Genomic DNA, 21,953 nt, shown 5'->3' with positions numbered 1-21,953 from the left:
CGTTCATCCGACCAGCGGCGGCGGCGTTCAACGCCAATCAGGATTTCCTGGGTCATTCTTACCTCTCAAATGACGTCAATAACGACGTCGTTAACGACGGTAAGTTACCAGTCACAATCCTCAATCATAAGGCGGCCTCAAACGGCCGGTTACCGTTGTCCGTGGCTGGATTGCCGGGCACATAGCCGGTGGACAGGGAATAGAACGCCTCGGCCTGCGCCGTGGTCACGTCCACCTGAAACCTGTTGAGCGCCGCCGTGGCGCGGGCATGGTTGCCGATCCCGGCCGACGTGCAGTCCCCCAGCACGTCATTTCCCAACATCAGCGGGGCAGGATCGATACCGGTGCGGATCAGGCGCGCCGGAGCCTGTCGGGCCAGAAAGCCACGCACGACGGAAAGCATGGGCTGTCCCGGACGGATTTCCGCCGGGCGACAGCCAAACTTGCGCAAGTTCGCAAGCCGGGGGCTTATTTCGTTCATTTATGACCGATTTGTGTTGACATTCGCGCATATGTGCGCGATATTGTGGACATGAAAGCCGCTGACCTCCTCGCCCGTCTCCGCCGCCTCGCCAACAAGAATGGCTGGGACATGACCGAACGTAAGGGGAAGGGGTCGCACATCGTGGTGCGGCTGAACGGCAAGCCGACGGTGGTATCGAACCATCGCGGTGACATGGCCACCGGCACGTTCCGCAAGATCCTCAGGGATCTCGGGCTGACCGAAACCGATCTGGAGGTATGAGGATGCTTTACGCTTACCCGGTCGATCTGGAGACCAATCCGGACGGCACCATCACGGCTTCATTCGAGGGGTTGCCAGGGGCGACCGATGGCGCAACCCGGGAGGAGGCGCTGCGCGAGGCGCAGGACCTGCTGGTCACGTCCCTGTCCATCTATGTGGACGACGGCGCGACCGTGCCAGTGCCGCCCGCGGCCAATGGTCGCCTTCTGGTCTATGTGCCCATGCTGGAAGCGGCCAAGTTGGCGCTGCATACGGCAATGCTGGAGAACAGGGTCAGCAACGTGGAGCTGGCGCGCCGACTGGGCGTGGCGGAATCATCCGTGCGTCGCCTGCGCGATCTGCTGCATGAAAGCAAGATCGGACGCGTCGAGGCCGCCCTTCATGCGCTTGGGCGGCAGGCGACAGTCGAGGTACGGGAGGTCGCGTGACCATGGACCTGACATCGCGGGCAGCAGCATTTGCCGCTGCCCCCTTGGTCGAGGGGGGAATGGAATTACTCCAGTCCCCGGTTCCGTAACTGCGCCGCCATGTAGAGCGCATGCAGCTTGAGGGGGACAGTAACCAGCAGCCCGATGAGAACGGTCACGCCGCCCGCACCGGCCATCACACCTTGCACGAAAGGGCTCATGCGTCGTGAAGGCGCTGCCGTAGCAGGTAGCCCTCCAGAGGCCAGATCTTCTCACGGGCATTCCTGCGCGCGATCTTGCGTCCCAGTTCCTCGTCGAAGTTGTCGGGACTGGCGCAGGCGCTTTCGCCGGTCACTGTGAAACCGTTGCGCAGGGTCAGAACGCAGATGGTCAGCGTCTTGCCCGGTGCGATCCAATACTGTTCATCCGCGATAACCCCATCAATCGCTTCCGGCGTCAGGCGCGGGGCTGTCAGCTTTTTTGCGACAATTTCCCATTCGATCTTTTCTTCGGAGCTGTTCATCCCGCCGTCACCCCCAGCACCTGGAGCGCCTGCTGCACCTGCGCCTTGGAGGGCGGGACGGTAGCAGCAGCCATGGCGCCGACATTGCGCCGCACGGCCACACTGTCCAGCACGCCCTTGAACGCCGACACGACCGTGCCCAGCGCGGACAGGGCGGTGTTGGCGTTGGACAGGTCCGCACTGGACACCTTCGTGGACGCCCCGGTGATTGCAGCGGTCAGGTCCGTCTGCAGCGTGGTCAGGCCGGACAGGATGCTGTCCACCCGGGTTTTCCAGTTCGTGTCGTCATAGGTGATCGTCAGCGTGGATCCGGCCGCCGTGGCAAAACTGGTCAGGGCGGTGGACAGCGCCGTGTCGGCCAGGCTGATCACACCCACGGCGGGCGTACCGATCGCGCTGGCCACGGCCGCGATGGACAGGACGAGGGTGACTGCGTTCAGGCCCGCCTGTCCGTAATCCTTGATCTCCGCCACGTTCAGGGTGACGGTCGTGACGTTGCCGGACTTGCTGACGGTGCAGGCTCCCAGTGCGGCGGTGGCGGCGATACCGGCGCCAAGGCCGAGGAAACCACGGCGGCCGGTGACGAGGTTGACAGGGTTGTTCATGGGCGAGTTTTCCAGTCTGGAAACGCAAATAGTCCACCCGTCCCGGCGGGCCGCAGGAAACGGCCATTTTTGCGTGGAAACGGGTGGGCTATCTGTCAGGTGTCAGGACATGTGTGGTCCGGCGGCCGGTTTACAGACCGGCCGGTTCCGGTTGACAGGTCAGTGCGCGGGCTGGCCCGGCACGGACGGGCGCGGCACGCCGACCGTGGCGTTCGCCGCAGGTGCGGCCGCAACAGGCTTCGTCGCGATCGCGTCCTTCAGGTCCGTGATGCCGGTCAGGATCTTGGTCAGGGCGGCATCGATGCCGGACAGGTCCAGGTTCGGCGCGGCTTTCTCGACGATAACCGGAATCAGCGTCTGCAGCAGGTTGCCCGCCAGGGCGATATCAGCCTGGGTTGCGGTCGTGTCGCCCTTGCCGAGCGCGGTTTCGATCAGGTTTTCGAGGGCGGGAATGGCGGTGGTGGTATCGGTGTCGGCCATGTCTGGCGTCTCCATATGAAAAAACCGCCTCTCGGGCGGTTGGGGAATGATGATGATTGATCTGGGACCGGCCAGTCAGCCGGGCGGGGATGCGCGCGTCGGCGGCCTGCCCGGACGGGTTGAACCCGGCGGCACGTCGAGCAGCTGCTCGACCGTCTGGCGCGGCACGGTGGCCGGGACCATCGCGGCCTTCTTGCCTGGCTGGTAGGCGGGCAGGTTCCAGCCGCGCGCTTGGGCTATGGCGGTCACGATTGTCCAGACCACGACCCAGCGGGATGCGGGATCCGGCGGGCGCCAGAATCGCGCAATCAGGGCGCAGGTGGAGATCAGGAACGACACGATCACGGCGATATCCCCGGCATATTGCGTCGGGAGCAGCGACAGGACGTCCTGCAGAAGTGTGGGTGGGTCCATGGTCAGGCCTCGATCGCCTGCTGGAACAGGGCGACATGCGTGCTGTCCGCAGCGCCCGCGCCCAGCGACGTGTTGTAGTTCGATTTCCAGTAACGGCATTGCCCGGCCGCATCATCGGCTGCGGGCAGCGGTCCCGGCGCACGGTAGTATTTCAGGCGCGCCATCGCGCAGGCGTAGGGCAGGTTGCCCGGCAACTGCGCCGCACGCGACGGCCAGCGCGACAGCAGGTCGAGCACCGCGCCCCGCAGGGATGCCAGCCGCGCATCGGACAGGAACGTCGTCCATATGTCATCGTGGGTGAATGGTTCCATCTGCCACAGGCCGCGCGCAGGTCCGGTACCTCCCGCCACGACCTGCGCGACAAAGGTCAGGCCACTTTCCACCAGCGCCGTGCCGGTCAGCAGGTTGACCGCCGCATCCCCGTCCAGCCCGATATGCGCCAGGGCAGGAGACACGATCGTGCGCTTGAACTGCGCCACGCACAGGCCGGTCATTGCAGTGCCCCGATGATATGATGGTGATGCAGGAACGGCACGTTGGCGAAAAAGAAGTCGTCCCATGTCTGGCTCGACAGCAGGGTGCCCCCGACAGTGGCCAGCAGCGTGAAGACGATGCCCAGCACGGCCGCGCGCTTTTTCCACCGGCTTTCGGCAATCCGCGCCTTGGTCAGCTTGGCCGCCTCCAGCCGATTGCGTTCCTTCTGCGCGCCGTTCTGTTCGGCCAGTTGCCGGGTCAGATCCTGCATGTCGCGGGACTGACGCTCCAGGGCGGATGATGTCGTGGCATACTGGGCCTGCATTTCGGCCCGGATGGCGCCGACTTCCCGGCGCGTATCGTCAATCTTTCCGTCGGCACTGTCGCGCCAGCGTTCAAGGAAGCCGATACGCTCCCCATGGTCATCAAGGATGTCGTGCACATCCGGCGTCAGGACTTCGGTCATCTGTGTTCCAGGCAATAAAAAACCGCCTCGATGGCGGTGTGGCAGGCGCAATTGTTGCGATCTGGATCAGCTGGTCGGCGCTGCAGGCAGCGTCGTGCTGGTGGTGTCGGTGCCGTTGACGATCGCCCGCAGGGCGGTCTGATACGTGACCCACGCGGCGGGGACAGCCTGCCCGAGCGAACCGTAATCCGCCCAGACGGTCTGCTGCGCCTGTGCCAGCGCACTGGCGGCCTGCGTCGTCAGGGGAATCGCGCGCGGGGTTGCAGTCACCCATGTGGGGGTTCCGTCAGACGCCACGCCACGCACCTGCCCGGCGGGCGGCGCACCGGAGCCGTAAGTCTCGAACACGGCGTCGGCCACCGCGACCGCATCAGTCGGCCAGGTTCCTGCCGCCTCGTACTGCGCCTGGAGCACCACGGGATAAAACGCGTTGTTCGACGCGGAAAAGTAATAATTCGTCGACATTTATCAGTATCCCCACGCCCACCAGAAATATCCGAGGCCGTTCATTCCGCCCCATCCACCGCCAGAACCGGAAAAAATCATTGAATAGACGTCGGCCTGCACCTTGCTGGGATAGCCCTGCACACCGTGCAGCGTGGGTTTCCCGGCTGCCCAGTTCGTGGTGGCGGCCGATTCAACCACGATCATTCCCTCACATTTGGTCGGGAAGGCGACCGGGAAATTCGGGGTCGAATACCCGCCACTGCCGGAACTGCTGGCGCCGTATTGCAGGACCGTCCCACCGGGCAGGATCTGATAGCCGTTCGTGCCCTGCGAATTCCCCAGTCCCGTCCCGGCGACGATATCCGACAGCAGCGCCGTCACACCGTAGGAACCCGCCATCTTCACGGACTGGAAGGACAGGCGGCCGTCCGGCCCGATCGTCAGGTCGCCCACCTGCGTCGAACCGGACAGGAGGGTGCCGTACGAGGACACGAGGTAACCGCCGTCCATGACCGTCTTGCCATCGGTGCCGATATAGCTGTAGCGCAGGCCGGGGAACGTGGTGTCACGCCCAAGCATCACCGCGCCCGCGACCTGGTATTTGCCACCGCCGAGCGTGACAAACAGCATCCGAAGCGCGGCGAGCACCTGTGCGCTGTTACTGCGATCCTCATTGAGGCCAGCGGCCGCAAGGATCGCCATCAGTTCTTCCTGATGCACATTGAACGCGTCGGGATCGATGATGGAGGGCATCTGCCCGCCCACGACGCCCGCCGTCGCGAACCCGGGCGTGCCGATGGCGGCAGGCGGTGCGGGGAGGTCGGACACCTGCGTGCCGTTTGCCAATCTGAACATTATTGCTCACCTGAATAGTTGAACAGGACCGTGGTATGGGCAGGCGCGCGGGCCTTGATCTCGCACTCCAGGACAAGGTTGCCCCACGTGCGGTAGCGGTCGCCGAACTGCGCCTCGCCGAACCGGGCGGAACTGATGGTCACGGCCGGGGCGTTGACCTGCCAGACATAGGCCCACGGCGCGCCGTAATAGAGGTCACCGAACCGGGCCATGCCGAAGCGGGCCGGTGCGAACTGTGTGATCGTGATCGCGTAGCCCAGCGTCGCCGCGAACTGGACGAAGTAGGGGACCGACGCGCCGCCGTTATCGGTCAGTCGTGCGACCACCTGGTTGCGGCGCAGTTCGATCGTGGGGCTTTCGCCCGCGCAGGGATCGGGCAGGCCCAGCGTGGCCTCCCATTCCGGCAGCAGGTTGACCGTGGACGCCGGGAAGGCATCCGCGATCAGGTTGCCCGCCGCCTGCGCCGCGCGCTGGAACGTTGGTGCCCAGACCGCTGCGAGCTGGTAGGGCATCGCATCCGGGTCACGCGACCAGATCCGGCCACGCGGCAGCAGGTTGAGCAGCGCGGTGCGGAAATCTGCGACACTGTAGGTTGGTGCTGCCATGGATCACGCCGAGAATGTGATGGTGCCAAGCGTCGGCATGGCGCTGGCGGTGGCGCCCGTGACGGGGCCGGTGGGGGATGCGACCTCGAACGTGTCGAGGTCGAGGGCGGAGATCGCTTCCTCCCAGTTGTTCGGGCTGATCGTGCCGCCGGGGGAGGACAGGCGGCGGAACATGTCCGTCAGCGCCGTGGTGATCGTCGCCTGATTCGCCGTCGTGTTGCCGGTGCCCAGATCAGTGATCACAAAATCCGTGGGCTGCGCGACCGGGCTTGCGGCAATGACCAGCGCCGTAACCGGCTGGTCGGGCAGGATCGCGTTGGCGACCGTCAACTGGTCGCCCGTGGCCGTGGTGTATCGGCCGTCACCCGTGGCGCAGCCGTCCGTGCCGACCGGGAACCCGCCGGTCGCGGCATTGGCCTCGTCCATCATGAAGAACACGACGACCGTGCCGTCGCCCATGCCATTGGGCAGGCACCACGCACGGGTGACGCCCGCCACGGCCTCGGCCCAATCCACGTAGTCCTGCGCCTTGCCGTCCTGACCCTGCGCCTGGTAGGCGTCGATCACCCGGGTACGGTAATCGGTGTCGTCCTCGGCGTCCGCGCCGCTCTGCGTGATGGCCGCGACCGTGCCGCTGGTCTGGATACCCGCAACCGGGCTGGACAGGGTGACGGTCGTGCCCACCGCGACGTTGCCGCCGGTGCCAGTCGTGTCGGCCGTCCAGCTTACGGTCGTGACGCCACCAGATGTCACGCTGTCGGCCGAGGCTGTCGCAGCCGCACCGCCAAGCAGGATCAGTCCGGTCCCGGCCGGGATGATGTCCGTGCCGGTGGCGGGAAAGGTGGCCGTGCCGGACGCTGCCGTAGCGGCCTTGCGATACACGCCCTTGAGCGTGCCCCAGCCCTCAAGGAACTCGTCCGTCGCGGTCCACGGCACCGACTGCAGCGACACCCAGTCGATATAGCCGTACTGCAACCACGTCAGCCCGGCGAGCACCATGGACAGTACATATAGTACAGAGAACCGCAGGACGGCCGTAACCCCGGGGATGCCGCCGCTGATGACGTCCTGCAGGGCCTGCTGACGCAGTTGCGACAGGGTTGGACGCGGATACGCCATTCAGGTCAGGCCCTCCCAGGCCCATGAGAATTTGAAAACCCGTGGGCTGCTGTTGCCCGGTTCGGTGATGGTGACGGAGAACTCGGCCATGGTGCGCACGCTGGCGTTCCACCAGGCGGAGACGGTGACGGATGTCGCCACGCCGTCAGTGACCAGCCATTGCAGGGCCTCGCGGCAGATGTCCTCGATCTCGCGCGGGATGGCGCGCGTGCCGACCTTGACCGCACGCTTGAGCTGCCACAGGCGCGATCCGATCGGCTGGTCCGCGAACGCATCTCCCCACCAGCCCCGCCGGTCGGCCGATGCCGTGCCGATCGGGCCGGACGGCGACTGGATTCCTGCTGCCGTATCGTCGGATGACGGCTGATCGGGTGCCACGCGGTCTGTGAAAAGCGAGACCATGACCGCCGATTTCAGGGGATTGTCCAATCCCAGATCGCTGGACACGATGGGCCAGTCGCCGCGAGCCTCGCGGACGTTCCAGACAATTGAGATGTCCATGATGCTTCCGTCAGACGGGAGGACCGGTGTCCTGACCCTCGTTGCCGTTTGAATGTTCGTGAGAGGACAACTTGACGCCCTGCGCCACGACCTCATTTCCGGTGATGGTGCCGCTGGCGGTCAGGTCGCCGGTGACCGCGGTCTTGCCGTTGAAGGGTGCAATGGCGATCGATCCATCCGTCTTCAGCCAGATCCGGCTGCCGGTGGACGGGTGAAACAGGCAGACCTCGCCCGGCTGCAGGTCTTTCGGCCGGCCGCGCTGGTCACCCGTGGCGATGACGACGCCGCGCGTGCGGTCGCCGCCGATGAATGCGACAAACAGGTCGGACCCGGGCACCGGCCGGCTGGCCAGTCCGTATTCCTGCATGACCGGCACGTCCGAGCGCAGTTCGCCCGCCGCCAGCGCCACCTGCACGGTGGGCGTGTTGGGGGCCTCGTTTGTGTCCGCCGTCTGCCGCCCGATCCCGAGCGCCATCATCACGCGCCGCGCCGTGCGCATCAGGGGGGCGGTCATTGGGCGGTTCCGTCCAGCGGCGGCAGGTCCTCGGTCTGGATGGAATGGTCCACGTCCGCCTGCGCGCTGTTCAGCGTCTGGAGGAACCTGTCGCGCAGAACAGGATTGAGCATGGGCTCGGGCGAATAAGCCTCAGGCGGCATGAGCACGACATCGGCGTGCATGCCGTCCTCCACCGTCTGGCGCAGGGTCAGTTCCCCGATCAGCAGATCCTGCCGCGTGCCGTTGATCGCCGTAACGGGGGCCAGCGTGTTCGGCAGCCAGAGCTGCCCCGTCGCGTCACGCCAGCTGTCGGCCGTCAGCGAGACCGGATAGGCACGACCGATGCGCCGGTTGACCTCCCATTGCGCGCGCTGCTGGCAGACGGCGTTATCCTGGTCCCCGTTTTCGGTCGGGATGAGCATGATGCGCTTGCGTGGCACGCCGGGGTCGGTGGCCTCGATCCCCACGGTCAGGGCGGACATCTGGCTTTCCAGGGCGTTGACGTTCGGATCGGTGAACAGGGAAACGGTATTCTGGTTTATGGCAATGACGCTGGAATACCGGCCGCCGAGACTGCGCACGGTCTGGATGCGCTCCACGTTGCCGCCAACGGTGAACCCGGTCGCGGCGCGGCGCGTCCCCACGGACGACATGCAGATATTTCCATCCGGCTGGTCATAGAACAGGACCGCTGCCAGCCGGGACAGGCGCTCGATCACCTCATAGGCGGTTTCCGTCAGGATGATGGAGAAGGCAAGAATGTCGGTATCGCCCGCACCATTGACAGAAACCACGTCAATATTCACACGGCTGGCCACGGCCCGGGCGATCGCCAGCACGTTGGTACTGTTCATCTGGAAGGTGCTGAACTCCGCCGCACACTCCACCAGATCGACACTTTTGGAAGCGATCTGCACCTCGATCATATGGTCTTCCGGCCCGAGGTCATCGACCACCGTGATGACGTAGCCGGTGAACACCAGATCGGACCCGATATAGACCTGACAGGTGTCGCCGGGATTGAGGGTATCGACCCCGGCGGCGGATGCGCGGGCCGCCGTCATGCCCAGTGCTGCCGTCCAGGGCATAACCTCGATCCCCAGCCGCAGCACGGCGGACGTCCAGTTCGTGATCTGGCGCGATGTGCCGCCACTGGTCACGACGATCGAGACCTGGTCGGACGGCGCATTATCCCAGCCAAGGAAATCGGATATCGCGGTCAGTGCGCCACTCATGATGACAGGGCCTCGAACTCGGTCGGCATGAATGCCGGATGGATGGGATTGGCGCGGCGGATCAGGTCAGGTGCGCGCGCGCCGTTGGCATAGAGTTGCTGCCCCAGCACCAGCGCGGGCAGGGGGGCATTGCGGGTGACCGTGATCACGTCCGGCAGGCGTGCGCCCCGGTTGGCCAGGTCCTGCAGCACCTGCGCACGCAGGGAGCGCAGCGCCTGGAACGTGGCGTCGCTGCCCGCGTCGGCCGCCGCCGTGGCCGCGTCGTCGAGCATGCCGCCGATGCGCGTACGCATCGCCTGCGCATCATTGGACGATGAGGGCTGCCAGTCCGCGCAGGCATTGGCGAGTGACAGCAGGGCGGCCTGCCGGCACAGTGTTGCGGTTGCGGCCTGCACCGTTGCAATCGCCCCGCCGATCGGGGCGTCGGACGCCACCACCGTTGCGTCGTATGTGGCCAGCGGGGTGAGAACCGCGATCTGTCCCGCCGGATCCGCAATGGATGTGCGCACCGATTCCGGCACGGCGAGGATGGCGGTGGCCAGCACTGTCGCATCCGTTGCGTCCGCCAGTGCCGCCACGTTGGCGCTGACGACCTGCCGGTTCGCGGTCAGGGCGTCGAGCAGGGTGGATTCCGTCGCCGCCTGGTCAACGGTCGCGCCGTTGCCCCCCACGTAGCGGCCAAGGTTGCCGGGTAATGATCCCATGGCGGCCGCAACCGCCGAAGGGGACCGGATGGCAGCAACCGCGCCAGCGCCCCAATCAGCAGCTATGGCGCGCCCGGCCCCCAGCACCGAGGCGCCATACCCGTAGGGCGTCAGCGTGTCAGATGTGTAATCGGACGCTGACGCCGCACCGAACGTCGCAGCCGCCAGTCCGATCGCGGCATCAAGGACAAGCGTGATGGTCGAGCCGAGCCAGTTGACCGTCTCGACCAGTTCCATCTCGATATCGACAATGCCCATCACCCCGTCACGTTCGTACCAGTCGAACCGCGTCAGCGCGGCCTGCATCGCGCCGACGGTGGGATGGACCAGCGTGCCCGGACCTTGGGTTTCCGCAGCCATGACCAGCAGGTCGCGCTGCGCCAGGCATTCCGGGCCGATCAGGAATCCACGGATCCGGTAGGAACGCGGGGCGCGCCCCAGATCCTCGGCCCAGACCTGGTCACGGAACGGGTAGCGGTGGATCTGGAAATTGCGCCCGTTGCTGCCGCCGCTACCGACCACCACGAACGGCACGCCACGGAACGACCCCTGCAGGTATTCCTCTGCAAGGGTCGCGATCACGTTGGTCATGTCATCAGTTTCCTACGGGTGTCAGTTCAGGCGGCATTGCCCGCTGGACGGGGATATTGTTGACGACGCGCGTTCCGGGCGTAGTGCGCGTGACACGCGCCCGGGTGCCGGGATCTGCCTTGACGTGAATTGTGGTACTTTGTGGCGGCATGGCCACTGCGGTGGGCGATGTATTTGGCCCCGCCGCAGTGCCGGGAGGAACGGTCATGGGCGGCGCGGACATGTCGCGACGCATGCCTGCTATGGAAACGACATACTCACGCGTCTCTTTCGGCAGGACCGACAGGTCATGCGACTGCGCGAACTGTCGCACGGCCGGGCTATTGGGGCCAGCATTGTAAGAGGCGTCTGCCACAGCGTAATCGCCATGCGCCTGATCCAGCATCTGCCGGTAATAGCGCGCGCCGGCGTCAAGGTTCTTGCGCCAGTCGTAACCAGGCGCATTGACCGAATCGGCGACACCCAGCGATCGCGCCGTCGCAGGCATAAGCTGGGCAGGCCCGAATGCCCCCGCACCCGATACATTGTTGTATCCGCCGTGTTCAGCCCGGAGCAGGGCGAGGTAATGCGCCTGATCCAGCCCGTAACGCTGGGCTGCGGCGGCGCCGGCCGCCTGCACGGGCGCGTCGAGCTGGGGCCGCCTGTAGCCGGTCATGCGATCCGCATAATCGGCGTACCAGCCCAGTCCCTGCCGGGCATATCTGCCAACGGCGCTGGCGCCGGCAGAGACGCCGCTTTCTGCAGCACTGGCCATGGAGGCCAGTTTCTTGCCGACCCAGCTATTGGCGACAAAATCGATCGCGGATGTCACCTTGTCCACGATCGGGGAAATATACCCCCACGCCGACGAAAACGCAGTCTTGATGCCGCCCCAGAGGGACGAGAAGAATTTACCCAGACCATCCCAATGATTGATGATCGCGGCGGGGAGCGGAAAGAGGGTTTCCGTTATCGTGCGCAGGTAGCCGGTATTATTCTGGAATGCCCCCTTGAGGCCGTCCCACATGCCGGAAAACCGCTTGCTGATGCCGCCCCAATGAGACCACAGCTCGTATCCGGCGCCCCCAAGCGCGCCGACGGCGGCGATCGCGGCCGCCACCGGCAGGCTGATGGCTGCAAGCGATGTGCCAATGGTCACGGCCGCCGTTGCGATGGATGCGAGACCGGACAGAACCGGCATGGCATACAGCGCGCCGATCGCAATCAGCGCATCCCGGCCTGCCGTTTTCCATCCACCAAGCCGGTCAACGACATTCGTGATGGCGTGGTAGACACCCTCGATATCGCCCCGGATCCGGTTCCATCCCACGGCACGCAACCATGTGACGAACTGCCGGACGTAGTCCCCGATATTTTGCGAAATCCATGTGCGGTTGGCCTCGATCAGATTGGTGATGAAGCCAGTCAGTTCGCGGATGCCGGGTGCAACTGCCTGCGAGATGCTATCGCTAAAATCTTTCACCGACTCATCCAGCGCAGACAGTGACCCGCGCAGGCTATTGGCGGCATCTACGCTGGCCTGCGTCATATGGCTGTAACGCTCAGCCCACCGAATGGTCTGGCTCCACTGCTCGTTCGTCTGCTGGAATACCGGCATCAGGCCCTGAGCCGTACTACCGAAGCGTTCCGTTGCGGCAATGGCCTGCGCTGTAGGATTGCGAAGGCCTCGTATGCGGGACGCGACAATCTGGAATAGCTGGTCAATGGGCTTGGTCTGCACATCCTCAGGGGAAATCTGCAAGGCCCGAAAACGCGCGGCGGCGGCAGGATCCTGATTATGAACAGCAGCCCATCGTTCTTGCGACAACTGCTGCAGCGCGCCGGTCATGGCTTCGGCGGACCCGCCCGCCAGTTTGGCCGCGTTCTGCATGACCTGCAGCCGCTGCGGCGCCATGCCCATCGTGCGCGACGTGGTGCGCAGGTCGGTGCCCACCTGTGCCCAGGCGCTGGCCAGACGGTACACGCCTGCCACGCTGGCGGCGCCGGTCAGTGTGCCCAGAACCGGGACGATCTGGCCCAGTGACTGGAATGCGCCCACGGCCGACCGGCCAACACCGACAATGCCGCTGTTCAGCCGTGACAGGCCAGACAGGCTGGCGAAGCGACCGAAGGCTGCCTGCACGCGACGGACAGGGGCCTGCATGCGGGCGATACGGGTATTGATGCGCTCGATTGTCTGGCTGGCCCGATCGGCCGCGCTGATGACAAATTTAACGCCTGCGTTGGGCACGTTCGGCCTCCCGTTTCTTTTCCGCCGCGATCACGTTGGCCTTTTCGATCTCGGCGACCATTACTGTGCCGGGGAGGTTTTCAACGTCGTGCCGTGACCATCCGGTGAAGAAACCGCAGAGATCAGCGCCTAGGCGTTCCCAGTTGCTTGGCCAGAACAAAAAAAACCGGTCAGGTAATCCGCCGCCTGTGCGAATTTGCTGATCGGCATCTTAAGGATGGCGGCCTTGGGCCATTCGCTGACGGCCTCGACGAGAGAGATTTCGGCCTGAAGGAATGCCTCGGGCGTGCCCTTGGCCTCTGCCGCCTTCATGATCCGGCGTTCGCGCACTGTCGGTTCTCGCAAGGTCATATCGACAAACGTGAGGTTGGTGGCCTCGATCGGATCGGGGAACAGTAGGGTCAGGGAGGGTGACGTATCAGGTTCATCGTCCGGCTTGCGACGGTTCTCCTCCTCGAACCCGGTGACGAACCCGACGGCACGGTCGAGGACCGTGGACCGCAGTTCGATGACCGCGCGTTCCGGCACGCCGGAGACACGGGCCACAAGGCCGATCTGGGAGTTGTAGACCGATTCCGGCGTCAGCGTCCGCCCCATCGCTTTCGCCGCACACAGGACCTGGAACACGCTGGGCTCATGCAGGAACAGTTCCTCGAACCGGCCGGACTTCGGGACCTCCAGCGGTGGATCAAGATCAATGATGAGGGTACGACCATCGTCATCTTCCGGCTCGGCGTCATCCTCTGTCGTGACCATGACGGCGAGGACTTCCTCGTCGCTGGGCTGGGTGTGGTGATGGGTCACGAGACGGTATCCTCGGTCACGGTGTCGCTCTCCACGTGGAGTTCGAACGTGCCTTCCTGCGTGTTGATGGTGAGGGTTTCGGTCTGCCACCCGGCCACGGCCGTAATGACCTTGCCGTTGGCGCAGACCAGCACGACGGTCAGTTCGGACGCGCCCTGCAGGCTGCTGATCGGATAATCGCGGCGGTCACGGCAGGTCGCGCTGATGAAGCCCTGGCCGGGCATCTGGGTGAAACCCTCGACCGCGCTCTGGCCCTTGGCCGTCTCGTTGACGGGGCCAGAGGCCTGCCACTGCGCTTCGCTTACGACGTTGAATACGATGCCGTTGACGGTGAGGGTCGCGGTGCCGCCGAGCGGCCCGCGATATACGGTTCCGGACATGGTTGGCGGTTCCTTACGATTTCACGAACTGGCAGTTGCCAGCGATGACCCAAAGCTGGTTGGCGAAGTCATAGGGCATGAGCAGCGCGACAACGCCGCCGCCCTGATTCTGCGCCTGGATGTTGGCCGCGAAGGTGGCCGCGTTCTGTGCCCAGAACTGCGAACACTGCCAGTTGTAGCGGGCCGAACATGCCTTCCCGATCAGTTGAGCCGTGGTGGCCTTCGCCACCGCCGGGATCTTGGTCCCATCGGCCACGAGGATGCAGCCGCCGAACTGTGACGCCAGATAGATGCGCATGTCCTGCAGGCAGATCATGGCCGTCATCAGCGTCTCGATATCGAGGTAGCTGTCGTCGGGCACGCCCTCGGCATTTTCCTGGTAGGTCGTGACCAGGCGTTCGATGTTGACCGTGCCGCTGTCATCCACGGTGAAGGTGGACATGCCGTCATGCAGCAGGCTGTTGCGCTGATCCAGGGTGAACCGGCCCGCGTCCGTCGGCGGCATGACCGTCAGCGCCACACCCGTGATCGGGATCGCGGGGTTGGTGCGGATGCTGGCCGCGACCTGCGCACCGACCTGCGCTGCCCAGACCATGGGGGGCGAGGGGCTGTCGGACGTCGGCATGACCGTGGTGTGCGGGTCGTTCTGGGTCAGGCCGAACGTGGTGGCGTCCCCATACGTGCCGCGAAACGCCGTGATGCCGTGGCCGTAAAGCTGGTTCATCGGTGCCCAGCGGCCGTCCGTGTTGTTGAACAGCGTCTTGAACGACGTCAGGCTGGCCGCGTCGGTATAGGGATGGATGAGCAGGTCATAGACACGATCACCCAGCGTCGCGAGCGCTGTGGCCAGTGTCGTGGGGTTCTGCGTGCCGCCCGACATCGCGGCGATGGCGACGGCAACACCCGACGGCGTGGACTGCCCGCCTGCCGTGCCCAGCAGGTTGATGCCTAGCGGGATGTCGTTCCCGCACAGCCCCTTGTTCAGGGCCGTGACATTGACCTGACCCGCCGTGGTCGCATCCACCGCCAGCGTGGCATACAGCCCGGTGACGGACGCCGCCGCCGTGACGATGTTTTCGGCGATGGTCGCGGCCGTATCGCCCGCCGTCACCAGTGTGGGAACCAGCAGGTCACCCACATACAGGCACAGCGTGCCGGACGCGGTGGCGGGGCCGGTGATCGTGAAACTGCCCTTGGCCGCGACGGACGCTGCGTCATCGGCCAGCGGCAGCACCCAGACCTCGCCCATGGGGTCGAGGGCGAAATACTGCGCCACCATGGTCGCGGCCTGCGAGCCCACGCCATACAGCCCCTGCGCATCGGTGACGCCAGCGGACAGGCGTGCGGTGCCTGCAAGGGCCGCGCCGGTCGTGGTCTGCGCGATGATCAGGACGCGGCGGCCATAGGACGCGGTGTTCGCCCGGGAATTGTCCAGGGCAAAATAAAAGCCGGGCACCCGGTTGTTGGTCGGGTAACCCGGCACCGTGATGGAGCCGCTCATGCGTGGGCCTCGGCAGGTTCAGGGATGGCCGCCGCGCCACCGGACAGGTGCGCGGGCGAGGGGGCGGGCGTGGCCGGTGCGGCGGATGCGGCCGGCGGCGTGGCCTTCACCACGTCGCCGTTGTGCAGGCACAGCAGCCAGAAGCCCGTTTCGGGCACGGTTTCACCCTGCGCCTTGAGCAGCCGCATGGTGCCGGGCCACCGCACAGAGCGGCCCGGGGCGGGTTTTACAAACATGTTGGGGACCTCAGTTGAGGGTGATCGGCACCTGCATGTCGGCAAGGTCAGTGTTGCCGTTCGCCTGCATCTGGCCGGTGATCTCGGTCAGCGGCGTACCAGCCGGGGGGTAGTATTCGATGTATTCCAGACCGAACAGCATCCGGACTTCGCCGGTATGTTCGCGGGTCTCGCTGTTCACGATCAACTCGGTATTCAGCGACGTGACCTGGGTGATCATCGCCTGCAGATCCACGTCGAGCATGATGGCTAGTTCGACCTGTTCCGTCAGTTGGTCCAGATACGTGGCAACCTGTTCGGGGGACTCACCGCACAGCTGACCACGAATGGCCAGCGTGGTGACCCGGGTAAAGCCAGGCTGGTTGCGTCCGGTCGTGGTTCCCTGATCACGCGGGGCCGTGACGAGGATGGCAGGCAGTTTTGCGATCGGTAGTGGCAGGCTGCGGTTGACCAGCACATTCGCGCCGACCAGTGTCTTGGCTGCGATCAGCGCCTGCACGGCAGCATCGCGCAGTTGCACGCGGTAAAGCGTCATGTCGTATTGATGTCCACAAGGTTCAGTTCCAGACACGCACCGCCGTGACTATCCGGCTGGACCTCGCGGATGCTGTATGTCTGGCCATTGATGACGAACTCATCGCCCTGGTCAGGGGGCACCGGGAAGTCCGACAGCCTGACCCCGAGGCGGGGCAGGCTGGTCGTGATGTCCACTGGGGTCGCGCCCGGGAACTCTCCCAGCGGATCCATACCCTTGAAGCCATCATCGAATATGCCGTTGATGGTTACCGGATCGGATAGCGACTGGGACTGCCACTGGTAGGGATTGGCAAAGGCATCCAGGCACGGCCCGAGGACAAGCTGCCCGAAATCGATGCTCACGCAGCCGGGGGCGTGAAGCCCTGCTGCATGGATGCAGGCGGCGGCGTCATGACGGGTGCGGGCGGCAGCGGCGCATTCTTGACCCGGTCGGTAATGCCAGCGGAAACGGTTGCGGCGTTTTCACGCGGGTCGTTGGCAAAACGGGCGATGCCGCGCCCTTTCCAGAACGCCGCCGTTTCAAGGGCGACCTTGAGGCGGGTTCCGATCGGGTAGGGAGCCTTGCCCGCTTCGGGATAAACCGGGATCAGGGTGACAACCTCGATCCCGTCGGTCTTCTTTGCATCAGCCATCTGTCAGCCTCACAGGGTCGGGGAGGGAACGTCAGCGCCAGCAGCCATGACGGTGGCCGCCATGCAGGCGTTGACTCGCGACGGGATGACAAGGGGGGCCGACTGCATCAGCAGGTTGATGGTCGCCGGGTTTTCCTTGTACCAAAGCTTGGGGGCGTAGGCGAGCGGGCCATAATTGAAGGCCGGATCCATGATCAGGCCGTAGGCGCGCGTGCCTTCCACACCGGGACCGCCAAGGATGACGGTGCCATCCGCGATCATCGGTTCCTCGATATCCGTCACCGGATCGACATACCAGTCGTTGTAGAGGTAGAGGTCGAACTGACCCCAGCGGCCCATATACATGGCCCCCTTCACGACGCGGCCACCCAGATCCGCGCTGGAATCACCGGTGCGGCCGGGCCACACGATGGCGTTCAGCACCTTCTGGTCGTTCTTGAACGCGTTCCAGGTGGAATTCGTGAAGATGACCTCGGTGGGCGCAGCACCGGATTTCTGCAGGACCAGCGCGGCCAATGCGGTGATGTAGTCCGACGGGTAAACGCCGGTCTGACCCCACTGCGCGGTGCCGGTCAGGGCCACGGTCAGGGCCGGGTCACGCTGGAAATCCACCACGATCGGATCGGGATAGCCTTCGCCGACAACGGTGATCTTGCCGCTGACCAGCGCATTGGCCGCCATCCATTCCTGGCGGCGCAGGATCATGTCCACCTGGTCGGCCATTTCCCATGCGAGATTGGCTTCCAGCCGTTCGGCCGGCGACATGCCGCCCATCAGGCGCTCGCCGATCGCACGCCGCACGGGCTTGAGCAGATCGGGATTGCGCCAGTCCTTGATGTAGGCGGGCTTGAACAGGTTGGTCTGCCACTGGCGGCTTTCCACCAGCTTGCCTTCGACCAGTGGGGAACAGAAGGGGGCCAGACGCCGCTTACCGACATCGACGTCGATCGCAACTTCCGGAGCGTCCGATTCAACCATGTTGGGGAACATGTGGTCGAGCAAGAAGCTCTGCGCTGTCTTGAGGTTGCGCACGAAGTAAACCAGCTCGGCGATATCATACGCGCCAAGCATGGCGTTCAGGGAACCCTGAACGCCAGCACTACCGGTAACAGAACCTGCCACGGTGTAATCCTTGATTTCTATGGAAGAGCGAACGATCAGACGATGTCGTTCGAGAGGCCCGTCTTGATGAAGATGGCCCACTGGCGCAGCGCCTGCGTCAGGGTATCGAGCGTCCAGGTCGCATCGAACGTCATGTAGTTCGAGTTGAACTCGCCCATCTCGTAGATGGCCCCGGTCTGGGTCGCGCCTGCCGCCGTTTCCACGGCATCGACCACGATACCGCAGGGCGTCTCGCTGCCGTCGGTGGCAGTGGCTACGGACAGGATGTATTCACCGGTGGCTGTCACGCGGCCGACCACCGCGCCACGGGGCAGGGTCTGGCTGGCACCGAAGGTGACGGTGCGCGTGACCAGCTTCATGTTGCCCGCGACCAGCTGGTCGGGGACGAACAGGGTCGAGCTGGCCTGCGGATAGAAGCCGTAGCTGTTGAGGGAACCGGACATCAGCCGCTCTCCTTATCGATCGCCGCGCACATGGCGCAGGGATGCGCCGAGGCGTGCGCCAGGGCGGTTCTGGTTTTCCGATGCATCCTGCGTGGCGGGTGCCACGGCATTGCCGCGCATGCGGTTGCGCAGCGACGGCTCACGCTGTTCGGTTGCCTGCGGCGCAGGTGCGGGCATTGATGCGACGGTGGCGTCGAGGATGCCGATGGCTTTGCTGCGCGGCAGGCTCGTGCCGAACGCCAGTTCAGCAGCGGCCGCCGGGTTCATGGCAGCAGAGGGGGACATGAAGATCGCGGCGCAGCGGCCACGCTCACGCGCGCGGGCGGATGCCTTGGCGTCGTCCTTCTCATCGTCCTTGTCGCTGTCGTCGTCGCCTTCCTCGGCGGACGTGTCTTCGCTGTCGGTGTTGTCGGCCTTCTTGCTGGCTTTCTTGCCTGCCTTCTTGCCGTCGGTGCCCTCGTCGTCCTCGGGGTCTTCGTCGGGGTCGCCGCCTTCGGCCTTCTTGCCGTTGGTGTTCGTCTTGTTGTCGTCTTTGTCGTCACCCTCGGCACGGGGCTTGAGGTGTGCAAATGCGCTGGCGCCGGGTTTGCGCGGTGCGGACATGTAATGGCTCCAGAAGGGAGAAATCAGCCGATCGTGTCGAGCAGTTCGCGGAATGCCGCCTCTGCCCCCATCACGGCATCGGCCAGACCGGCATCGACGCCAGTCTGGCCGAGGAAGGTTCCGGCCTGTGTAGCGCGCACACGGTCGGCCGGAATGTCGCGGTTGCGTGCAACCGTGGCGACAAACAGTTCACCCATCGCATTGATGTCGGCCTGAAACCGCTTGGCGGCCTCTTCCGACATGGTCGTCGTGGGATAGGAATCTGTTTTCTGGTCGCCGAACTGGAAGGTCGTGACCTTGATGCCTGCCTGTTCCAGCGCCCCGGTAATGTCGACATGCATGCCGACGACACCGATCGAACCGACGCCGCCCGTACGCGGCACGACAATCGTGTCGGCCGAACTGGCGAGGGCATAGGCGGCGGAATAGGCGCTTTCGTTTACGATCGCGACGATGGGCTTTGCCCCGCGTCCTTCGTAAATGCGGTCGGCCAGGTCGAAGCATCCGGCGACCGTTCCGCCGGGACTGTCGACCAGGAGGACAACGGCCTTGATGGACGGATCATCGATAGCCTGCTGGAAGGCGACATTGATGTCCTCGTAGAACGTCGCTCCGCTCCACCACCAGCCGGGACTTTCACCGGGCAGCAGGACACCGGAAACGGGGATGACGGCCACATCGGAAATCACGGTGCCCAGCACGGGGTCGCGATCCGCCTTTTCCTGAATGGGGCCGAACATGGCCATGTCATCCGAACCATGGGCCAGCAGGTGCCGCACGACCTCCATGCGGTCAGGCGTGAGGGCAAGCGGACGACCCAGTATTCGCTGGGCAAGCGCGAGGCTCTTCATTCTGCTTCCGGTTTCCTGTCGGTTTTCGATGCAAGGTTCTGCCCGGCCCATTCCGGGGTCGGCAGGTTGCGGTCCTTGAACGCCTGCACTTCGATGGCGCGCTGATCGAGAGTTTCTTCCCAATCTGCGCCTTCGTTCTCCGCACATTCGGTCTCAAGGGTGGAAAGGCCTGCATCCATGCCGAGCACGGCGCCCTGTTTTTCAGCCACCGGGTCGATCCATCCACGACCAGGACCAAGCCAGATGGCACGGGCATAGGCCGCGCGCGCCTGGATGAACGGGGGCGCACTGCGCGGCAGCGGCAGGGCATCCTCTTCCATGGACTCTTCCAGCCATGCCAGGCGGATCAGGGTTGGAAAGCCGATGCTGAAATCATCCCGCCGGCGCTTCATGGTCTTCCATGCTTCCAACAGGGATCCACGGGCGGATGAATAGTTCACGTCCGACCAGTCATTGCTGACCTGCATGGGCGAAAGGCCCGCGCCACTGGCGACGTTGTTCAGCACAGCGCGCTCGAAGTCGCGGAAGTTGCTGGCCGGTCGGGTTGCCGAGACGGTGTTGATCTTCTCGCCCGGGAACAGGATCGGCATGCGGGATCCCGCAAGCGAGATGTTCCGATGCTGGTGGAAGGCGATGCGCTGGTCCTGGTAATAGGCGAGCTGTTCGTCGCCACCCTCCATACCCTCGGCCGTCATGGCGGGATCGAATGGGCTTTCGATGTAGGCCGCGAACGTCGCGTTGATGATCGCGGCATCCAGTTCGGTCCCGTCATATTTGATCAGCATTTTCAGGCGCTGCAGGACGGGTGTGAGGATGCCCGCACCGCCGCGATGCTGGGAGCCGCGATGGTGCTCGAACATGTGCACCACGTTGGGGCGGCCCCATTTCGTCTCCCGCTCGTAGCGGTCCCATACGACCGTGTCGGCCGCGCTGTACCAGTCGGCCTGATGGGCCCTGCGGATCCAGTAAGCGATGGGCGCGCCACTGGCGGGATCGATCTCGACGCCGTTACGCATGTTCTTGAGGTCGAAGGTCTGCTGCGGATTGCTCAGGCGGTCCGGATCGATGATCTGGACGGTCGTGGCATATTGCGCAGCACCAAGGCCGACCCGGTCCTCCATCCACGGCAGCAGTGCCAGGGCATCTCCGTCCACGATGAGGTGGCGGAAGGCCAGATGCATCTGCTGGCCAAAGGTCAGCATGCGCTCGGTGTCATTGTAGCGCAGCGGATCGTCCGCCCATGTGCGCCAGTGGGCGTCGACGGCCTGCGCATACTCTTTGGCCCATACCGCGTCGAAAGCGGTGTTTCCGCTCAGGCGGGCAAGGGCGCGGTAATCAGGCTTCGATATGGGGCGAAGCTTGACGCCGATGGCATTGTCCAGTGTCCGTGTAACCGCCCCCGATGCCCAGCCGTCATTGCGGACCATGTCACGCACGCGGCTGACGATCCGGTCACGATACGGGTTCAGTTCCGTATCGGCGGAGCCTAGGTAGGGCTGCCATCCCTGCATGCGCTGGCCATACATGTCGGCCGCGTCATACGGTGTTCCGAAAGGCGAGGTCAGCGCGTTGATGATGCGCCGACCGGGGCCGGATTTTGGAACCAGAGGCGATGCCATCCTACGGATGAAATCACCGACGCCCATCAGAATACAGGCCTCAGTGCCCTACGGCGCACGCCGGGGATACCCAACTGGCGCTGCAGTTGCTGGATCAGCATGGTCAGGTTGGAAATGGAGGCCTGATTGTAGGTGACAGACCGGCTGCCATCGCCCTGTGCGTAGCTGACCGATACCACCTTCTGACCGGACTGGAGTGCAATGAGGGTCTGCTGCGCGGTGCTCAGTGCCGTCCGCAACTGGTCCTGCGACATGCCTGCCAGAATGCTGGTGGCAGGATCGTAGGTGGCCTGCGGCAGGAAGGGATAGGGACTGCCCATCATAAAGG

Annotated in this window: 31 protein-coding genes and 1 pseudogene; 2 read left to right on the top strand and 30 right to left on the bottom strand. The window is 64.6% G+C overall.

The window, feature by feature from the left end:
- Positions 1–151: 151 nt before the first annotated feature.
- Positions 152–481: pseudogene (locus CFR72_RS04765) on the bottom strand (hypothetical protein); the annotation flags it as partial.
- A gap of 51 nt (positions 482–532) precedes the next feature.
- On the opposite strand from CFR72_RS04765, the gene CFR72_RS04760 reads away from it, so the two are divergent.
- Positions 533–745, top strand: a complete 213-nt coding sequence (locus tag CFR72_RS04760; protein WP_110912907.1) for a type II toxin-antitoxin system HicA family toxin — start codon at positions 533–535, stop codon at positions 743–745.
- Between the two features lie 2 nt (positions 746–747).
- On the top strand, positions 748–1,173 hold the full coding sequence (locus CFR72_RS04755; protein WP_110912891.1) for a type II toxin-antitoxin system HicB family antitoxin: 426 nt from the start codon (positions 748–750) through the stop codon (positions 1,171–1,173).
- A 65-nt stretch (positions 1,174–1,238) separates the two neighbouring features.
- On the opposite strand, the gene CFR72_RS18260 is transcribed toward CFR72_RS04755, so the two are convergent.
- The 29 genes from CFR72_RS18260 to gpW form a co-directional block, all read right to left on the bottom strand.
- On the bottom strand, positions 1,239–1,361 hold the full coding sequence (locus tag CFR72_RS18260) for a hypothetical protein (protein ID WP_279629152.1): 123 nt from the start codon (positions 1,359–1,361) through the stop codon (positions 1,239–1,241).
- An 8-nt stretch (positions 1,362–1,369) separates the two neighbouring features.
- Positions 1,370–1,675, bottom strand: a complete 306-nt coding sequence (locus CFR72_RS04750) for a Gp49 family protein (protein ID WP_110912890.1) — start codon at positions 1,673–1,675, stop codon at positions 1,370–1,372.
- A complete protein-coding gene (locus tag CFR72_RS04745) occupies positions 1,672–2,280 on the bottom strand; it encodes a hypothetical protein (RefSeq protein ID WP_110912889.1) in 609 nt (202 codons plus the stop codon). The genes CFR72_RS04750 and CFR72_RS04745 overlap by 4 nt, the downstream gene beginning before the upstream one ends.
- A 159-nt stretch (positions 2,281–2,439) precedes the next feature.
- The gene (locus CFR72_RS04740; RefSeq protein ID WP_233045132.1) at positions 2,440–2,760 is read right to left on the bottom strand and encodes a hypothetical protein; all 321 of its coding nucleotides are present in this window, start codon (positions 2,758–2,760) and stop codon (positions 2,440–2,442) included.
- A gap of 75 nt (positions 2,761–2,835) precedes the next feature.
- Positions 2,836–3,174: a hypothetical protein gene (locus CFR72_RS04735; RefSeq protein ID WP_110912887.1), complete on the bottom strand. Its 339-nt coding sequence runs from the start codon at positions 3,172–3,174 to the stop codon at positions 2,836–2,838.
- A 2-nt stretch (positions 3,175–3,176) separates the two neighbouring features.
- Positions 3,177–3,668, bottom strand: coding sequence for a hypothetical protein (locus tag CFR72_RS04730; RefSeq protein WP_110912886.1), 492 nt, complete (start codon positions 3,666–3,668; stop codon positions 3,177–3,179).
- Positions 3,665–4,114, bottom strand: a complete 450-nt coding sequence (locus tag CFR72_RS04725; protein WP_110912885.1) for a hypothetical protein — start codon at positions 4,112–4,114, stop codon at positions 3,665–3,667. The genes CFR72_RS04730 and CFR72_RS04725 overlap by 4 nt, the downstream gene beginning before the upstream one ends.
- A gap of 66 nt (positions 4,115–4,180) precedes the next feature.
- On the bottom strand, positions 4,181–4,579 hold the full coding sequence (locus tag CFR72_RS17775; protein WP_208629965.1) for a tail fiber assembly protein: 399 nt from the start codon (positions 4,577–4,579) through the stop codon (positions 4,181–4,183).
- 3 nt (positions 4,580–4,582) lie between these two features.
- On the bottom strand, positions 4,583–5,416 hold the full coding sequence (locus CFR72_RS04715; protein ID WP_110912884.1) for a gp53-like domain-containing protein: 834 nt from the start codon (positions 5,414–5,416) through the stop codon (positions 4,583–4,585).
- Positions 5,416–6,021 (bottom strand): YmfQ family protein, encoded by a 606-nt coding sequence (locus CFR72_RS04710; protein WP_110912883.1) that lies wholly within the window; start codon positions 6,019–6,021, stop codon positions 5,416–5,418. Before CFR72_RS04710 ends, CFR72_RS04715 begins: the two co-directional genes overlap by 1 nt.
- A gap of 3 nt (positions 6,022–6,024) precedes the next feature.
- Positions 6,025–7,140 (bottom strand): baseplate J/gp47 family protein, encoded by a 1,116-nt coding sequence (locus tag CFR72_RS04705; protein ID WP_110912882.1) that lies wholly within the window; start codon positions 7,138–7,140, stop codon positions 6,025–6,027.
- Positions 7,141–7,641 (bottom strand): phage GP46 family protein, encoded by a 501-nt coding sequence (locus CFR72_RS04700; protein WP_110912881.1) that lies wholly within the window; start codon positions 7,639–7,641, stop codon positions 7,141–7,143.
- A 10-nt stretch (positions 7,642–7,651) separates the two neighbouring features.
- Positions 7,652–8,155: a phage baseplate assembly protein domain-containing protein gene (locus CFR72_RS04695; RefSeq protein ID WP_110912880.1), complete on the bottom strand. Its 504-nt coding sequence runs from the start codon at positions 8,153–8,155 to the stop codon at positions 7,652–7,654.
- Positions 8,152–9,372, bottom strand: coding sequence for a phage baseplate assembly protein (locus CFR72_RS04690; protein ID WP_110912879.1), 1,221 nt, complete (start codon positions 9,370–9,372; stop codon positions 8,152–8,154). Before CFR72_RS04690 ends, CFR72_RS04695 begins: the two co-directional genes overlap by 4 nt.
- Positions 9,369–10,667, bottom strand: coding sequence for a DNA circularization protein (locus CFR72_RS04685; protein WP_110912878.1), 1,299 nt, complete (start codon positions 10,665–10,667; stop codon positions 9,369–9,371). Before CFR72_RS04685 ends, CFR72_RS04690 begins: the two co-directional genes overlap by 4 nt.
- Before the next feature lie 4 nt (positions 10,668–10,671).
- Complete coding sequence (locus CFR72_RS04680) at positions 10,672–12,897, bottom strand: phage tail tape measure protein (protein WP_110912877.1); 2,226 nt, start codon at positions 12,895–12,897, stop codon at positions 10,672–10,674.
- Positions 12,898–13,026: 129 nt separating this feature from the next.
- Complete coding sequence (locus CFR72_RS04675; RefSeq protein ID WP_110912876.1) at positions 13,027–13,701, bottom strand: phage tail assembly protein; 675 nt, start codon at positions 13,699–13,701, stop codon at positions 13,027–13,029.
- Entirely contained in the window at positions 13,698–14,081 is a 384-nt protein-coding gene (locus tag CFR72_RS04670; RefSeq protein WP_110912875.1) for a phage tail tube protein, read from the bottom strand. The genes CFR72_RS04675 and CFR72_RS04670 overlap by 4 nt, the downstream gene beginning before the upstream one ends.
- A gap of 13 nt (positions 14,082–14,094) precedes the next feature.
- The gene (locus CFR72_RS04665) at positions 14,095–15,582 is read right to left on the bottom strand and encodes a phage tail sheath subtilisin-like domain-containing protein (RefSeq protein WP_110912874.1); all 1,488 of its coding nucleotides are present in this window, start codon (positions 15,580–15,582) and stop codon (positions 14,095–14,097) included.
- Positions 15,579–15,818, bottom strand: a complete 240-nt coding sequence (locus CFR72_RS04660) for a DUF2635 domain-containing protein (protein WP_110912873.1) — start codon at positions 15,816–15,818, stop codon at positions 15,579–15,581. Before CFR72_RS04660 ends, CFR72_RS04665 begins: the two co-directional genes overlap by 4 nt.
- 10 nt (positions 15,819–15,828) lie before the next feature.
- On the bottom strand, positions 15,829–16,353 hold the full coding sequence (locus CFR72_RS04655) for a hypothetical protein (RefSeq protein ID WP_110912872.1): 525 nt from the start codon (positions 16,351–16,353) through the stop codon (positions 15,829–15,831).
- Positions 16,350–16,697 carry a head-tail joining protein gene (locus tag CFR72_RS04650; protein WP_110912871.1) on the bottom strand — a complete coding sequence of 116 codons (348 nt, stop codon included), beginning with the start codon at positions 16,695–16,697 and terminating at the stop codon, positions 16,350–16,352. The genes CFR72_RS04655 and CFR72_RS04650 overlap by 4 nt, the downstream gene beginning before the upstream one ends.
- Positions 16,694–16,987 (bottom strand): hypothetical protein, encoded by a 294-nt coding sequence (locus tag CFR72_RS04645; RefSeq protein WP_110912870.1) that lies wholly within the window; start codon positions 16,985–16,987, stop codon positions 16,694–16,696. The genes CFR72_RS04650 and CFR72_RS04645 overlap by 4 nt, the downstream gene beginning before the upstream one ends.
- Before the next feature lie 9 nt (positions 16,988–16,996).
- Positions 16,997–18,109, bottom strand: coding sequence for a major capsid protein (locus tag CFR72_RS04640; RefSeq protein WP_341865258.1), 1,113 nt, complete (start codon positions 18,107–18,109; stop codon positions 16,997–16,999).
- Between the two features lie 35 nt (positions 18,110–18,144).
- The gene (locus CFR72_RS04635; RefSeq protein ID WP_110912868.1) at positions 18,145–18,552 is read right to left on the bottom strand and encodes a head decoration protein; all 408 of its coding nucleotides are present in this window, start codon (positions 18,550–18,552) and stop codon (positions 18,145–18,147) included.
- A 12-nt stretch (positions 18,553–18,564) separates the two neighbouring features.
- Positions 18,565–19,155 carry a hypothetical protein gene (locus CFR72_RS04630; protein WP_110912867.1) on the bottom strand — a complete coding sequence of 197 codons (591 nt, stop codon included), beginning with the start codon at positions 19,153–19,155 and terminating at the stop codon, positions 18,565–18,567.
- Between the two features lie 23 nt (positions 19,156–19,178).
- Entirely contained in the window at positions 19,179–20,006 is an 828-nt protein-coding gene (locus CFR72_RS04625; RefSeq protein ID WP_110912866.1) for a S49 family peptidase, read from the bottom strand.
- Positions 20,003–21,625: a phage portal protein gene (locus CFR72_RS04620; protein WP_244182175.1), complete on the bottom strand. Its 1,623-nt coding sequence runs from the start codon at positions 21,623–21,625 to the stop codon at positions 20,003–20,005. Before CFR72_RS04620 ends, CFR72_RS04625 begins: the two co-directional genes overlap by 4 nt.
- Positions 21,626–21,651: 26 nt before the next feature.
- Positions 21,652–21,948 (bottom strand): gpW family head-tail joining protein, encoded by a 297-nt coding sequence (gpW, locus tag CFR72_RS04615; RefSeq protein WP_110912864.1) that lies wholly within the window; start codon positions 21,946–21,948, stop codon positions 21,652–21,654.
- Between the last annotated feature and the right edge of the window lie 5 nt (positions 21,949–21,953).

It is taken from the genome of Gluconacetobacter entanii (assembly GCF_003206495.1).
GTDB lineage: Bacteria > Pseudomonadota > Alphaproteobacteria > Acetobacterales > Acetobacteraceae > Novacetimonas > Novacetimonas entanii.
The sequence above is the reverse complement of the archived record's forward strand: the minus strand, read 5'-3'. Positions and strand labels throughout refer to the sequence as shown.

Coding starts and splice junctions, on each gene's coding strand:
- CFR72_RS04745 (WP_110912889.1), bottom strand. CDS start 2,280: ATGAACAACCCTGTCAACCTCGTCACCGGCCGCCGTGGTTTCCTCGGC.
- CFR72_RS04685 (WP_110912878.1), bottom strand. CDS start 10,667: ATGACCAACGTGATCGCGACCCTTGCAGAGGAATACCTGCAGGGGTCG.
- CFR72_RS17775 (WP_208629965.1), bottom strand. CDS start 4,579: ATGTCGACGAATTATTACTTTTCCGCGTCGAACAACGCGTTTTATCCC.
- CFR72_RS04725 (WP_110912885.1), bottom strand. CDS start 4,114: ATGACCGAAGTCCTGACGCCGGATGTGCACGACATCCTTGATGACCAT.
- CFR72_RS04635 (WP_110912868.1), bottom strand. CDS start 18,552: ATGTCCGGTTCCCTCAACAGCTACGGCTTCTATCCGCAGGCCAGCTCG.
- CFR72_RS04690 (WP_110912879.1), bottom strand. CDS start 9,372: ATGAGTGGCGCACTGACCGCGATATCCGATTTCCTTGGCTGGGATAAT.
- CFR72_RS04700 (WP_110912881.1), bottom strand. CDS start 7,641: ATGGACATCTCAATTGTCTGGAACGTCCGCGAGGCTCGCGGCGACTGG.
- CFR72_RS04630 (WP_110912867.1), bottom strand. CDS start 19,155: ATGTCCGCACCGCGCAAACCCGGCGCCAGCGCATTTGCACACCTCAAG.
- CFR72_RS04655 (WP_110912872.1), bottom strand. CDS start 16,353: ATGACGCTTTACCGCGTGCAACTGCGCGATGCTGCCGTGCAGGCGCTG.
- CFR72_RS04695 (WP_110912880.1), bottom strand. CDS start 8,155: ATGACCGCCCCCCTGATGCGCACGGCGCGGCGCGTGATGATGGCGCTC.
- CFR72_RS04665 (WP_110912874.1), bottom strand. CDS start 15,582: ATGAGCGGCTCCATCACGGTGCCGGGTTACCCGACCAACAACCGGGTG.
- CFR72_RS04620 (WP_244182175.1), bottom strand. CDS start 21,625: ATGGCATCGCCTCTGGTTCCAAAATCCGGCCCCGGTCGGCGCATCATC.
- CFR72_RS04715 (WP_110912884.1), bottom strand. CDS start 5,416: ATGTTCAGATTGGCAAACGGCACGCAGGTGTCCGACCTCCCCGCACCG.
- CFR72_RS04760 (WP_110912907.1), top strand. CDS start 533: ATGAAAGCCGCTGACCTCCTCGCCCGTCTCCGCCGCCTCGCCAACAAG.
- CFR72_RS04660 (WP_110912873.1), bottom strand. CDS start 15,818: ATGTTTGTAAAACCCGCCCCGGGCCGCTCTGTGCGGTGGCCCGGCACC.
- CFR72_RS04710 (WP_110912883.1), bottom strand. CDS start 6,021: ATGGCAGCACCAACCTACAGTGTCGCAGATTTCCGCACCGCGCTGCTC.
- gpW (WP_110912864.1), bottom strand. CDS start 21,948: ATGATGGGCAGTCCCTATCCCTTCCTGCCGCAGGCCACCTACGATCCT.
- CFR72_RS04645 (WP_110912870.1), bottom strand. CDS start 16,987: ATGGCTGATGCAAAGAAGACCGACGGGATCGAGGTTGTCACCCTGATC.
- CFR72_RS04740 (WP_233045132.1), bottom strand. CDS start 2,760: ATGGCCGACACCGATACCACCACCGCCATTCCCGCCCTCGAAAACCTG.
- CFR72_RS04670 (WP_110912875.1), bottom strand. CDS start 14,081: ATGTCCGGAACCGTATATCGCGGGCCGCTCGGCGGCACCGCGACCCTC.
- CFR72_RS04735 (WP_110912887.1), bottom strand. CDS start 3,174: ATGGACCCACCCACACTTCTGCAGGACGTCCTGTCGCTGCTCCCGACG.
- CFR72_RS04625 (WP_110912866.1), bottom strand. CDS start 20,006: ATGAAGAGCCTCGCGCTTGCCCAGCGAATACTGGGTCGTCCGCTTGCC.
- CFR72_RS04730 (WP_110912886.1), bottom strand. CDS start 3,668: ATGACCGGCCTGTGCGTGGCGCAGTTCAAGCGCACGATCGTGTCTCCT.
- CFR72_RS04755 (WP_110912891.1), top strand. CDS start 748: ATGCTTTACGCTTACCCGGTCGATCTGGAGACCAATCCGGACGGCACC.
- CFR72_RS04705 (WP_110912882.1), bottom strand. CDS start 7,140: ATGGCGTATCCGCGTCCAACCCTGTCGCAACTGCGTCAGCAGGCCCTG.
- CFR72_RS04750 (WP_110912890.1), bottom strand. CDS start 1,675: ATGAACAGCTCCGAAGAAAAGATCGAATGGGAAATTGTCGCAAAAAAG.